General features: G+C 65.4%; 8 protein-coding genes. 7 read left to right on the top strand and 1 reads right to left on the bottom strand.

Features of this window, described 5'->3' with window-relative positions:
* The first annotated feature begins 99 nt into the window (after window positions 1-99).
* Complete coding sequence (locus AC0L3K_RS14150) at window positions 100-633, top strand: DUF805 domain-containing protein (RefSeq protein ID WP_219680172.1); 534 nt, start codon at window positions 100-102, stop codon at window positions 631-633.
* Window positions 634-654: 21 nt separating this feature from the next.
* Here AC0L3K_RS14150 and AC0L3K_RS14145 read toward each other — a convergent pair whose 3' ends face one another.
* The gene (locus tag AC0L3K_RS14145; protein ID WP_354128224.1) at window positions 655-1,689 is read right to left on the bottom strand and encodes a cysteine synthase A; all 1,035 of its coding nucleotides are present in this window, start codon (window positions 1,687-1,689) and stop codon (window positions 655-657) included.
* Window positions 1,690-2,448: 759 nt separating this feature from the next.
* On the opposite strand from AC0L3K_RS14145, the gene AC0L3K_RS14140 reads away from it, so the two are divergent.
* The 6 genes from AC0L3K_RS14140 to AC0L3K_RS14115 all read left to right on the top strand — a co-directional run bounded on the left by AC0L3K_RS14140 (window position 2,449) and on the right by AC0L3K_RS14115 (window position 13,268).
* Window positions 2,449-3,900, top strand: coding sequence for an efflux transporter outer membrane subunit (locus AC0L3K_RS14140; RefSeq protein WP_376707486.1), 1,452 nt, complete (start codon window positions 2,449-2,451; stop codon window positions 3,898-3,900).
* Entirely contained in the window at window positions 3,890-5,287 is a 1,398-nt protein-coding gene (locus AC0L3K_RS14135) for an efflux RND transporter periplasmic adaptor subunit (protein WP_219680164.1), read from the top strand. The genes AC0L3K_RS14140 and AC0L3K_RS14135 overlap by 11 nt, the downstream gene beginning before the upstream one ends.
* Window positions 5,288-5,323: 36 nt before the next feature.
* Window positions 5,324-8,473: an efflux RND transporter permease subunit gene (locus AC0L3K_RS14130; RefSeq protein ID WP_473366235.1), complete on the top strand. Its 3,150-nt coding sequence runs from the start codon at window positions 5,324-5,326 to the stop codon at window positions 8,471-8,473.
* On the top strand, window positions 8,473-11,577 hold the full coding sequence (locus AC0L3K_RS14125; protein ID WP_354128226.1) for an efflux RND transporter permease subunit: 3,105 nt from the start codon (window positions 8,473-8,475) through the stop codon (window positions 11,575-11,577). Before AC0L3K_RS14130 ends, AC0L3K_RS14125 begins: the two co-directional genes overlap by 1 nt.
* Before the next feature lie 41 nt (window positions 11,578-11,618).
* Entirely contained in the window at window positions 11,619-12,353 is a 735-nt protein-coding gene (locus AC0L3K_RS14120; RefSeq protein WP_219680157.1) for a tRNA-uridine aminocarboxypropyltransferase, read from the top strand.
* A gap of 198 nt (window positions 12,354-12,551) precedes the next feature.
* Entirely contained in the window at window positions 12,552-13,268 is a 717-nt protein-coding gene (locus tag AC0L3K_RS14115) for an ABC transporter permease (RefSeq protein WP_354128227.1), read from the top strand.
* Window positions 13,269-13,272: the final 4 nt, after the last annotated feature.

Below are 13,272 nucleotides of genomic sequence, written 5' to 3'. Positions count from 1 at the left end.
CCAGCTTAGTCGTCCGGAAACCATGCGCCGGCGCGCGATAGTGCCGGTTCATGGCTCCGAAAGCCATTTCTGGGCATATGGCGCTAAAAGGGTACGCCAATGCTCGGTTTCGTCTTCGGCTTGAACGCCCGGCTCGGGCGATTGCATTTCTTCCTCGCCACGGTCGCGCTTGCGATCGTGATGACGGCGATCTGCTTTGCAATCGCAATGGCCGTGCTGCGCAACACCTCGCCCGGCGCGATCCGGCCTGAAGATCTCACCAGCAGCTCGGCGATGATCGCTGCGATCGTCTTCTTCGGAGTTGTCACCTTCACGTTGCAATCGGTGCGCATCCGCGACATCGGCTGGGATCCGGTCTGCGTGGTGCCTGCCTGGTTCGCGCTGGTGATCGTCGACCATGTCGTCGCGGGCCGGTTTCCGGCCTGGGCGATCGGGCAGGAGCATCAGGCAACGGCGGTCGGCGCGCTCGTCAACCTCGCGCTGATGCTCGCGCTCGTGTTCTGGCCGAGCGGCGACAGCGAAGGCTCCTACGGCGCTCCCCTCCCGCCGCGCACGCGCGCGATCAAGCCCTCGCTATCGAACGAGCGCCTCACGCGGGTGTCGCAGGGATCGTCGCGGCCGACCTGGAGTTAGACGGCCGGCTTCCGGAACGTTCTAGACGAACGGCAGCTTGATGTTGCTGCGCTTCTCCAGCCATTCCGGCACCGGCAGGTTCTTGGCGCGCATGAAGTCGGCGTTGAACAGCTTTGACTGGTAACGGCTGCCGGAATCGCAGAGCACGGTGACGATCGTCTTGCCCGGTCCGAGCTGCTTTGCGAGGCGGATGGCGCCGGCGATGTTGATGCCGGTCGAGCCGCCGAGGCACAGGCCTTCGTGCTGGAGGAGTTCGTAGATCACCGTCACCGCTTCGGCATCGGGAATGAGATAGGCGTCGTCGACCTTTGCGCTCTCGACGATTGCGGTCGCCCGGTTGAGGCCGATGCCCTCGGTGATCGAGCCGCCCGGCGTCGCCTTGGCGTCGCCCGTTCTGAAATATTCATACATGCCGGCGCCGTGCGGGTCGGCGCAGGCGATCCTGACGTCCTTGCTCTTCTCTTTCAGGAAGCGGCTGGTGCCGGCCAGCGTGCCGCCGCTGCCGACGGAGCAGACGAAACCGTCGACCTTGCCGCCGGTCTGCTCCCAGATCTCAGGACCTGTGGACTCGTAATGCGCCTTCGCATTGTCGAGGTTGTTCCACTGGTCGGCGAACAGCACGCCGTTCGGCTCCGTCTTACGCAGCTCGTCGGCAAGACGGCGGCCGACATGCTGGTAGCTGTTCGGATTGGAATAGGGCAGTGCCGGTGATTCCAGCAGCTCGGCGCCGCACAGCTTCAGAAAATCCTTCTTCTCCTGGCTCTGCGTTTCCGGGATCACGATCAGCGTGCGGTAGCCGCGCGCGCTCGCCACGACCGCAAGGCCGATGCCGGTATTGCCGGCGGTCGATTCCACGACGAGACCGCCGGGCTTGAGCTCGCCGCGCTTCTCGGCCTCCAGGATCATCCATTTGCCGGCGCGATCCTTCACCGACTGGCCGGGATTCATGAACTCGGCCTTGCCCAGAATGGTGCAGCCGGTCAGTTCGGAAGCGCGCTTGAGCTTGATCAGCGGGGTGTTGCCGATGGCTTCGACAACGTCATTTTTGATGGTCATGTCAGGGGAAATCACTGGCAAAGGGTTGATCAGGTTGGCCAGAACCTAGTGCTTGGGCGGTCAAAGGGGAAGGCTTTTGCGCTGCGGCGAAACCGGCGGAAGTGCCCGGAAGCAGTGAATTTTTGGGAGGAGAGATCGCCGATGCTGCTGCTGTGCTACGCTGCGGGATATCGGTAGGAGGATCTGGCCGGTCCCTGCCAAAACATGGAAGATAAGGGTCGTCGCCAGCGCACCTTCGCCATTGGATCTGAGACATCGCCCTCGAAGAGTGCGGCTGGTACGCGGGAGGCGGTCAAATCTCTGCACGACGAATGCCCATTCGTTTCGACAATGGACGGCCTCGCGAGAGTGGCCCACCTCGGTTTCGAGACCGGACTGAAGCCGCATCGCGAGCGGTGCAGGCGGATTGAAGGGACTGGCGTCGGTGTGGCGGCATTATCACATGAAATCTTGGTAAGCTTGAGCAGGCTCCACGGCCGCATAGGAATGCGAAAAAGCGCTGCAACACAGCACTATTTCGTGCTTTCTTCGTGTTGATGGCGGTGCGCTTTGGCGGTCATTTCGCACCTGCGGGACTGTCCCGCTGTTCCGCACCCGGCTAGTATGGGTGTCCGGTTCCGCAGAAAGCATCATCGCTGTGAACGAGTTATCCAACGCCCGCCGACTGTCCAGCCGCGAATCGGTTAATCCGGCTTCGCGGCGGCGGCTCGATCTGCCCGGCGGGGGGTGGATTTGACACAAGATGATCCTGCGATCGCGGTGCGGCGGTCTCTAGGTTCCGCGTCCCGGACACGACGTGCGGCGCGCTGGCTTGCGGTCGCTTGCCTCGCCGCCGGCTCGGGCGCTTGCGTGCTCACGCAGGATCTTCCCGATCCCGCGCTCGACGTTCCCACGCAGTACAAATACGCCGGCAAGGGCGATGCGCCGCCGTCTCTGGATTGGTGGCGCAGCTTCCGCTCGGCGGAGCTGACACAGCTGATGGAAGAGGCGCAGACCGTCAACCTCGACATTGCCGCCGCCGTTTCGCGCATCGTCGAGGCCGACGCGCAGGCGCGGCAAGCGGGTGCGGCGCTGCTGCCGAGCCTTTCCGGCACCGGGCAGGAGGCCTATTCGCGCACCTCCGGCTCCTCCGCCTCGGGGCTCACCAATGGCGGCCGTGAGGTCGTCAACTACCAGGCTTCGCTGAGCGCGAGCTACCAGCTCGATTTCTGGGGTCAGAATCGGGACGCACTCCAGACCGCGGAAGAAACGGCGCATGCCAACCGTTTCGATCGCGACGTCGTTGCGCTGACGACGCTTGCGGGTGTGGCTAACGCCTATTTCCAGGTGCTGGCCTCGCAGGATCGCATCCGGACCTCACAGCGCAACATCGCGAGCGCGCAACGCATCCTCGATGCCGTCAAGGAACGGCGTAAGGCTGGCACGGGCACCGATCTCGACGTCGCGCAGCAGGAGAGCGTGCTCGCAAACCAGAAGGCCCTGGTGCCGCCGCTGCGCCAGACGCTCGACCAAAACGTCAATGCGCTTGCAGTCCTGGTGTCGCGGCCGCCGGAGAGCGTGCGCGTGCTCGGCGGCTCGCTGAACCGGATCGCTATACCCCGCGTGACGCCCGGCCTGCCGTCCGAGCTCCTGACGCAGCGGCCCGACATTCGCCGGCAGGAGGCGCAACTTGCTTCTGCCACTGCGAACGTCGGCAATGCCCGCGCGCAGTTCTTTCCGACCATCCAGCTCACCGGCAATGGCGGCTATCAGAGCTCGGCCCTGGTCTCGCTATTCCAGCCGCATGCGGCGTTCTTCCAGCTCGTCGGCAGCGCGACGCAGCCGATCTTCGACGGCGGCAAGATCCTCGGCAATTTCGAGTTTGCCAAGGCGCGGCAGGACGAACTGCTCCAGACCTACCGCAAGACCATCATCCAGTCTTTTGCCGATGTCGACAATGCGCTGTTCTCGATCAAGCAGACCACGATCAGGCTGCAATTGCAGCGTGACGTCCTCAACGCCTCCCGCCGCGCCTTCGATCTCTCCGAGCAGCAATTGCGCGCCGGCACCGCCGACATCGTCACCGTGCTCAACACCCAACTGACCCTGTTCCAGGCGGAAGACGCGCTGTCGCAGGCGCAACTTGCCCGCCTTCTTGCTATCGTCAGCCTGTATCAGGCGCTCGGCGGCGGCTGGGAGCCGAGGATGGAGAAACCGGTCAATGCTCTTTAAGCCGGATACGAAGCAGGGCGCGAAGGAGGGAACGGCGAAGAAGTCGCGCGGGCGCGGCTTCGTCATGACCCTGATCACGCTGGCGATCCTCGGCGGGCTCGGCTACTACGGCTGGACCACCTGGCATCAGCAGCCGCAGCAGGCGAACGGCCGCAATCAACGGCCGGATCTGCCGGTACCGGTGCTGGCGGCGACGCCCCGCATCCAGGACGTTCCCGTCTATCTCGACGGCGTCGGCGCGATCCGCGCACTCAACACCGTGACCGTCCGCTCTCAAGTCGACGGCAAGCTGATCGCGGTCAATTTCACCGAGGGACAGGACGTCAAGAAAGGCGACGTGGTCGGCGAGATCGACCCGGCGCTCTACCAGGCGACGTACGATCAGGCTGTCGCCAAGAAGGCGCAGGACCAGGCCCAGCTCGCCAACCAGCGCATCGACCTCACGCGCTACGAGCAGCTCGCCGCGTCCAACGCCGGATCCAAGCAGCAGGCCGACACCCAACGCGCGCTGGTCGCGCAGACCGAGGCGCTGGTCAAGGCTGACCAGGCGGCGATCGACAATGCGGCGGCGACGCTGAGCTACACCAAGATCGTGGCGCCGATCTCGGGCCGCGCCGGCCTGCGCCAGGTCGACCAGGGCAACATCATCCACGCCTCCGACACCACCGGCCTCGTGGTGATCACGCAATTGCAGCCGATCGCGGTGTGGTTCAGCCTGCCCCAGCAGCAGATCATGCGGGTCAACGCCGCCGCGTCGAAGGGCGCGCTCGCCGTCGACGTGTTCGGCAATGACGGCCTCACCGTGATCGACACCGGCAAGCTCACCGGCATCGACAACCAGGTCGACCAGACCACCGGCACGCTCAGGCTCAAGGCCGAATTCCCGAACGCCAATTACCAGCTCTGGCCCGGCCAGTTCGTCAATGTCCGCCTCAAGGTCGAGACCTTGACGCAGGCACTGGTGGTGCCGACCTCGGCCGTGCAGCGCGGACCGATCGGCACGTTCAGCTATGTCATCGGCGAGGACAATTTGGTTGCGGCCAAGCCGGTGACGGTGACGCAGCAGAACGAGCATGACGCCGTCATCGCCAGCGGCCTGTCGGCGACAGACAAGGTCGTCACCACAGGCTTTGCCAATCTGTCCGATGGCTCCAAGGTGGTCATCGGCCGCGACGACCAGACGCCGTCGGCCGATCTCGCGCCACGCAAGCGCTCGCGCGGACCGGATGGTCAGAAGAAGGACGGCGCCAAAGACGGCCAGAGGGACGGACAAGATAAGGACGGCGAGTTCCGCGCCAAGCGCAAGAGCAGCGAGGGCGACCAGAAGGGCCAGACCGGACCGGCACCAGGGCCGGGTGCATCGGGAAGTGGAGCCAAGCAGCCATGATCCCGACGACAGCCGCCTGAGCGGCAGGCGCATCCCATGGGCGTCTCCGAACCCTTCATCCGACGGCCGATCGCGACCTCGTTGCTCGGCATCGCGCTTCTGATCGGCGGGCTGCTCGGCTATTTCGCGCTGCCGGTGTCTGCGCTGCCGCAGGTCGATTTCCCGACCGTGCAGGTGACGACGCAATTGCCCGGCGCGAGCCCCGACGTGATCGCCTCGCTGATCACCGCGCCGCTGGAGCGGCAACTCGGCCAGATCCCGTCGCTGTCGGCGATGAACTCGACGAGCTCGTTCGGCGTCAGCCAGATCTCGCTCCAGTTCGATCTCAACCGCGACATCGACGGCGCGACCCAGGACGTCCAGGCCGCGATCAACGCCGCGGCCGGCGTGCTGCCCAAGACGCTGCCTTATCCGCCGACCTACGCCAAGGTGAACCCGGCCGATGCGCCGGTGATGACATTGGCGCTGCGCTCCGACACCATCTCGCTACGGGCGATGAGCGACATTGCCGACACGCTTCTGGCGCAGCGGCTGAGCCAGATTTCCGGCGTTGGACGCGTCTCTGTGCTCGGCGGACTGAAGCCGGCCGTCCGCATCCAGGCGGATCTCGCGCGGCTCGCCGCCTATGGCATCGCCATGGAAGACCTGCGCACCGCGATTGCCAATGCCAACGTCTCGGGGCCGAAAGGCTCGCTCGACGGCGCGCAGCAATCCTACATCATCGCCGCCAATGACCAGATCGCCGCCGCCGACGCCTACAAGCCTGTCATCATCGCCTACCGCAACGGCTCGCCGGTCACGATTGCCGACGTCGCCCAGATCGTCGATGGCCTCGAGAACGACCGCACCGGCGGCTGGTATCAAGGCTCGCCCGCGGTCATCATCGACATTCAGCGGCAGCCCGGCGCCAATGTGATCGACGTCGTCAGCCAGATCCGGGCGGAAATCCCAAAGGTCCAGCGCGCTATTCCGGCCGGCGTGAATCTCACCATCGTCTCCGACCGTACCGTCACCATCCGTGCCTCGGTCCGCGACGTGCAGTTCACGCTGATCCTCAGCGTGGTGCTGGTGACGCTGGTGGTGCTGCTGTTCCTGCGCTCGCTCAGGGCCACGCTGATCGCCGGGGTGGCGCTACCACTCTCGCTGATCACCAGCTTCGGCATCATGTATTTCGCCGGCTTCAGCCTCGACAATCTGTCGCTGATGGCGCTCACCATCGGCACCGGCTTTGTCGTCGACGACGCCATCGTGATGATCGAGAACATCGTCCGCCACATGGAAAACGGCGATAGCGCGATGGAGGCTTCGCTGAAGGGCGCCAGCGAGATCGGCTTCACCGTGATCTCGCTGACGGTGTCGCTGATTGCGGTGTTCATCCCGCTGTTGTTCATGTCGGGCCTGGTCGGCCGCATGTTCCGCGAATTCGCGCTGACGCTGACGATCGCGGTCGTGACCTCGGCCGTGGTCTCGCTGACGCTGACGCCGATGATGTGCTCGCGTCTGCTGAAGCACGCCCATGAAGAGCTGGCAGTGCCGGGTCTTGCCGCGGTCAGCCGCTTCATCGACCGCACCGTGGGGTTCTATCACCGCACGCTGCTCTGGGTGTTGGAGCGCCAGCGCGCGACGCTGGTCGTGACCTTCGCCACACTGATTGCGACCCTGGCGCTCTATGTCGTCGCGCCAAAGGGCTTCCTGCCGCTGCAGGACACTGCCTCGATCACGGCGGTGACGGAAGCGGGTCCCGACGTGTCGTTCGCGGAGATGCAGAAGCGGCAGGCCGACGCGGCCGACGCCATCAAGGCCGACCCCGATGTAACAGGCGTGGTCTCGGTGATCGGGGCAGGCTCGGTCAATCCGACCACCAATGTCGGCCGTCTGGTCATGACGCTGAAACCCCGCGGCGAGCGGCGCGACGATGTCAGCGTCGTCATCACGCGGCTGAAGGAGCGGGTGGCAGCCATCCCCGGCATGACCGTCTACTTCCAGCCGGTGCAGGATGTGCAGATATCGACCCAGTCGAGCCGCTCGCAATACCAGTACACGCTGACCGGCACCGACGCCGCGCTGGTGTCGGAATGGGCGCGCAAGCTGGTTGCCGAGATGCGGCGCGATCCGCTGTTCCGCGACGTCTCCTCGGAGGCGCAGGAAGGCGGTCTGCGGGCGCAGCTCACGGTCGACCGCACCCGCGCCGGCCAGCTCGGCGTCAGCCTCCAGGGCATCACCGACACGCTCAACGACGCGTTCGCGCAGCGCCAGATCTCGACCATCTACGGCCAGGCCAACCAGTATCGCGTGGTGCTGGAAGCGCTGCCGATGTACCAGCGCGATCCCTCGATCCTGTCGAAGCTCTATCTGCCGGGCGGGGCGAGCGCGACCGCCGGCGCGCCCAACGCACAGGTGCCGCTCTCCGCCGTGGCGACGCTGACCCGCACCACCGCGCCGCTCGCGATTTCGCACCAGGCCCAGTTCCCGTCGATCTCGCTCAGCTTCAACCTCGCCCCGGGCGCTGCGCTCGGCGATGCCGTCGAGGCCGTGAAGACCATCCAGACCCGGATTGAGATGCCCAACAGCATCGTCGGCGTCTATGCCGGCGACGCCGCCGAATTCGCCAAGGCACTCGCCGGCCAGCCCTGGCTGCTGCTGGCCGCGGTGATCACGATCTATATCGTGCTCGGCGTGCTCTACGAGAGCTACATCCATCCGATCACGATCCTCTCGACGCTGCCGTCGGCCGGCGTCGGCGCGATCCTGGCGCTGATGCTGTGCGGGCAGGATCTCTCCGTGATCGGGCTGATCGGCATCATCCTGTTGATGGGCATCGTCAAGAAGAACGCGATCATGATGATCGACTTCGCGCTCGAGGCCGAGCGCAGGCAGGGGATGTCGCCCAACGAGGCGATCGTGCAGGCTTGTCTGCTGCGCTTCCGTCCGATCATGATGACGACGCTGGCCGCGCTGTTCGGCGCGCTGCCGCTGGCGATCGAGAGCGGCACCGGCGCCGAGCTGCGCTTTCCGCTCGGCATCTCCATCATCGGCGGCCTGCTGCTCAGCCAATTGCTCACGCTCTACACCACGCCGGTGATCTACCTCGCCCTCGACCGCATCAACCGCCGCCTTGAGCAGGCGCTGCCGCCGGTCGAACCCGGCGGGCCGCCCGTCGCGGGCGCGACCGAGGGGATGCAGTGATGGCATCGATCTCGGAGCCCTTCATCCGCCGCCCGGTCGCGACCACGCTGCTGTCGATCGGGTTGTTCCTGCTGGGTATCGTGGCTTACGAGTTCCTCCCCGTCGCCTCGGTTCCGAACATCGATTTCCCCGCCATCTTCGTGTCCGCCAGCCGTCCCGGCGCCGATCCGTCCGTGATGGCCGCGACGGTTGCCTCGCCGCTGGAGCGGCGGCTCGGCGAGATCGCGGGCATCAACCAGATCACCTCGACCTCTTCGCTCGGCACGACCAGCATCCAGCTCCAGTTCGACATCGGCCGCAACATCGACAAGGCCGCGCGCGACGTGCAGGCGGCGATCAACGCCGCGCTGGTCGACCTACCCAGCGATCTGCCGACGCTGCCGCGCTTCCGCAAGGCCAATACCGCAGGCGCCCCCGTGTTCGTGCTGGCGCTGACCTCGAAGACGCTGTCCGCCAGCGCGGTCTACGACGTCGCCGATACCGTGCTGGCGCAGCGCATCTCGCAGGTGCCGGGGGTGGGCAATGTGACGATCTCGGGTGCCGACCAGCCGGCGGTCAGGATTCAGCTCAATCCCGTCGCGCTGTCGAACGCCGGCATCGCCACCGACGACGTGCGAACTGCGATTATCAACGCCAATCCGCTCGGTCCGGTCGGCATCTTCAATGGCGAGCGCCAGAGCGAAACGCTGTCGCTCAACAGGCAGATGCGGACGGCGAAAGAGTTCCGCGACATCGTCATCAAAAGCGCGAACGGCAATTTCGTCCGGCTCTCCGATGTTGCCGACATCGAGGACGGCGTCCGTAACGCCCGATCCATCGCTTGGTTCAACAAGCAGCCGGCGGTGCTGATCCAGATCACCAAGCAGGGCGACGCCAACGTCATCGAGACCGTCGACCGGGTGAAGGAGTTGATCCCCGCGCTGAAGCAGTGGATCCCGGCCGGCGTCGACGTCTCCACCTTGGTCGATCGCACCAGTACGATCCGCGCCAGCGTGCTCGACATGCAGTGGACCTTGTTCGCGACCGCCATTCTCGTGATGGTCGTCGTGTTCGTATTCCTGCGACGGCTGACGCCGACGATCGCGGCCGGAATCTCCGTGCCGCTGGCGCTGGCCGGGACCTGCGCCGGCATGTGGGTCGCGGGCTTCTCGATCGACAATCTGTCGCTGATGGCGCTGGCGATCTCCGTCGGCTTCGTGGTCGACGACGCCATCGTCATGATCGAGAACATGTACCGCAATCTCGAACAGGGCATGCGGCCGCTTCAGGCGGCATTGGACGGCGCCCGGCAGATCGGCTTCACCGTGGTGTCGATCAGCCTGTCGCTGATCGCGGCCTTCACGCCGCTGATCTTCATGGACGGCATCGTCGGCCGTCTCTTGCGCGAGTTCTCGCTGACGCTGACCTTCGCGATCCTGGTCTCGACCCTGGTGTCGCTCACGGTGACGCCGATGATCTGTGCCCACTATATCAGGCAGACCACGTCGGGATCCGCCACACTGTTCGATCGTGTCATCGAGGGCTCGCTGACGCGCATCGTCGCCTTCTACACCCGCACCCTGCGCACGGTGCTGGAGTATCCGCTGCTAACGCTGCTGGTGTTCTTTGCCACCATCGGCCTCACCGTGGTGCTCTACATCAAGGTCCCCAAGGGCTATTTCCCGACCGACGATTCCGGCTTCGTCATCGGGGCGACGCGCGCCTCGGCCGACATCTCGTTCCAGTCCATGCTCAGCCTGCAGCAGCGGCTCGCCGACATCGTGATGCAGGATCCGGCCGTGGCCGGCATCGGCTCCACCGTCGGCAGCGGCGGCGGGCCGGGTGGCGCGACCTCCAATCGCGGCACCATGTTCATCAGCCTGAAGCCGCCGGAGGAGCGCGACCACGTCTCGACCCAGGTGGTGATCGACCGTCTCAGGCGGGCGTTATACCCGGTGCCCGGCATCCGCCTGTTCATGTTCGCCGCCCAGGACGTGCGCGCCGGCGGACGACAGAGCGATTCCGACTACCAGTACACGCTGACCAGCACCGACCTCGGCCTGTTGCAGAAGTGGGCGCCGATCGTGGCCAAGCGCATGGAGAGCGTCGAAGGCATCACCGACGTCTCCAGCGACCGCGATCCCGGCGGGCTTCAATTGACCTTGTCGATCGATCGCCAGAAGGCCTCGGCGCTCGGCGTCCGCGTCCAAGATATCGACAACGCGCTCAACAACGCGTTCTCGCAGCGGCAGATCGGGATCATCTACACCCAACGCAACCAGTACATGACCGTTCTGGAGATGGACCCGAAATTCCAGGTCGACCCGTCCAACCTCGATCGCATCTATGTCGCCGGCGCGGGCGACGCGCAGGTGCCGCTGTCGGCCGTGGTACATGCGACGCGCGGGCTCGCCGCCCTCGCGGTCTATCATTCGCAATCGTTCCCATCGACCACGGTGTCGTTCAACCTGTTGCCGGACGTGCAGATCCAGGCCGCAACGCAGAACATCCAGCGCGCGGTCGAGGAATTGCACATGCCGGAAGGCATCCGCGGCAGTTTTGACGGCAACGCCGGCGATTTCGCCAAGACCAGCGGCCGCCAGCCGCTCCTGATCCTCGGCGCGCTGGTGGCGATGTATATCGTGCTCGGCGTGCTCTATGAGAGTCTCGCCCATCCGCTCACGATCATCTCGACGCTGCCCTCGGCGGGCCTCGGCGCGCTGCTGGCCTTGCAGATCACCAACACGCCGCTGACGGTGATCGCCTTCGTCGGCATCATCCTGTTGATCGGCATCGTCAAGAAGAACGGCATCATGATGGTGGATTTCGCGCTCGATGCCGAGCGCCAGCGCGGCCTGTCTTCGGCGGAGGCGATCTTCGAGGCCTGCCAGGCACGCTTCCGTCCGATCCTGATGACGACCATGGCTGCATTGTTCGCCGGCATTCCGCTGGTGGTCGCGACCGGGCCCGGCACGGAACTGCGCCGCCCGCTCGGCATCACCATCATCGGCGGGCTGTTCGTCTCGCAGATCCTGACGCTCTACACCACGCCCGTGATCTACCTGCTGATCGACCGCCTGCGCCGGCGCCGCGAGCCGCGCCCGGTGCCTGCGCCGGCGGAATAGGCGGGTTGTTGAACAGCCCCGCAAAGCGTATAGCGGCGACCATGTCGAACCCCACCGCCGCTGCGCCGGCCGATCCAATCCCCGAATGCCCGCACTGCCAGAAGCCGATGCCGCTGTGCATCTGCGACAGCGTCACGCCCATCAAGAACCGGCTCTCGCTCCTGATCCTTCAGCATCCGCAGGAGCAGGACAGGGCGCTCGGCACCGCGCGGCTGCTTGCGAAGCATTTCGCCGGTGCCACGCTGCGGGTCGGCTTGTCCTGGCCGAGCCTGTCCAAGGCGCTGGGGCAACCGATCGAGAACGCCTCGCACTGGGCCGTGCTCTATCTCGGCTCGGCGCACGCCGCCGATCTCGAGGCCGAGGGCGAAATCCTGGCGCTCAACCGCAAAGGCGAGGGCGCGGACAACCAGCGCGCGCGCCTCGGCAAGCTCGAAGGTGTGGTGCTGCTCGACGGCACCTGGAGCCAGGCCAAGGCCCTGTGGTGGCGCAACCCCTGGATGCTGAAATGCCAGCGCGTCATCCTCAACCCGGCCGCGCCATCGCGTTACGGCCGCCTGCGCAAGGAGCCTCGGAAGGACGGCCTGTCGACCATCGAAGCGGCAGCGACGATCCTCTCCGTTCTGGAGAAGCGCCCGGACATCGCCGAGACGCTGAATGCCAGCTTTGAACGGATGTTAACCCGCTACCGCGAGGTCCAGACCGAGATGCCCGAATTGGCGCCGAAGCCGCCGGTGAAGGACCGCCGGCGCGGTGTCCGGCGGGTCAAGCGAGCCTGACTCCGGTCCGGATCATCCGTCCGGCCGATTGTCCCGCGAGAGGCGGGCGGATAGAGACCATCGGCCAACAGGCCGCGATCTGCTATCCTGTCGCACCATCGGAACGCCGGAAACGGAAGGGACCGTCGCATTCAGCTTGCAGCCAAGGAGATCCTTGCCCAGGCGGCGCGGTTCGATCGTTGGGGCACGCTCGCCCTGATGGACATTTCGCTGCGCTACCGGCGCACCGTGATCGGCCCGCTCTGGATCACGCTGACGCTCGCCGCGACGATTGCCAGCGTCGGCACGGTCTATGCGGCACTGTTCAAGCAGGACATTGCGAGCTTTCTGCCGCCCTTTGCCATTGGCCTGATCGTCTGGACGCTGATCGCGACGACGCTCCAGGAAGGTTCCAACATCTTCGTGGCATCAAACCATTTGATCAAGGCGGTGCCGGCGCCGCTGATCGTGCATGTTCTCCAGATGATGGCGCGCAACGTCCTCATCTTCGCGCATCATCTGGTGATCGTCGTACTGCTCTATCTGGTAATGCCGTGGCCGCTGCATGGGAGCATGCTGCTCGCGGTGCCGGGCTTTGCGATCCTGCTCGTCGTGCTGCTGGGCGGCTCGGTCGCGCTCGGCATGCTCTGCGCGCGGTTTCGTGACATCGGCTCGGCGATCGTCAGCGGCCTGCAATTCGTGTTCTTCCTGACGCCGATCATCTGGACCGAGGACACCGTGCGCGGCACCGCGTTTTATTGGCTGATCCGCGCCAATCCGTTCGCGACGCTGCTCGATCTGGTGCGCAGGCCACTGCTCTCACAGCCGACCGATGCGGAGCAATGGCTGCTCGGGGTCATCTATGCGACCGTCGTGGCCGTCATCGGCCTCGGCTGCTACGCGAAATACCGCCATCGCGTGGCGTATTGGCTGTGAGGCG

The organism is Bradyrhizobium sp. MI1.10 (assembly GCF_055811035.1).
The sequence above is the reverse complement of the archived record's forward strand: the minus strand, read 5'-3'. Positions and strand labels throughout refer to the sequence as shown.

Bases quoted from the DNA above. Each gene is read 5' to 3' on its own strand.
- AC0L3K_RS14150 (WP_219680172.1), top strand. From the start codon at position 100: ATGCTCGGTTTCGTCTTCGGCTTGAACGCCCGGCTCGGGCGATTGCAT.
- AC0L3K_RS14145 (WP_354128224.1), bottom strand. From the start codon at position 1,689: ATGACCATCAAAAATGACGTTGTCGAAGCCATCGGCAACACCCCGCTG.
- AC0L3K_RS14135 (WP_219680164.1), top strand. From the start codon at position 3,890: ATGCTCTTTAAGCCGGATACGAAGCAGGGCGCGAAGGAGGGAACGGCG.
- AC0L3K_RS14130 (WP_473366235.1), top strand. From the start codon at position 5,324: ATGGGCGTCTCCGAACCCTTCATCCGACGGCCGATCGCGACCTCGTTG.
- AC0L3K_RS14125 (WP_354128226.1), top strand. From the start codon at position 8,473: ATGGCATCGATCTCGGAGCCCTTCATCCGCCGCCCGGTCGCGACCACG.
- AC0L3K_RS14120 (WP_219680157.1), top strand. From the start codon at position 11,619: ATGTCGAACCCCACCGCCGCTGCGCCGGCCGATCCAATCCCCGAATGC.
- AC0L3K_RS14115 (WP_354128227.1), top strand. From the start codon at position 12,552: ATGGACATTTCGCTGCGCTACCGGCGCACCGTGATCGGCCCGCTCTGG.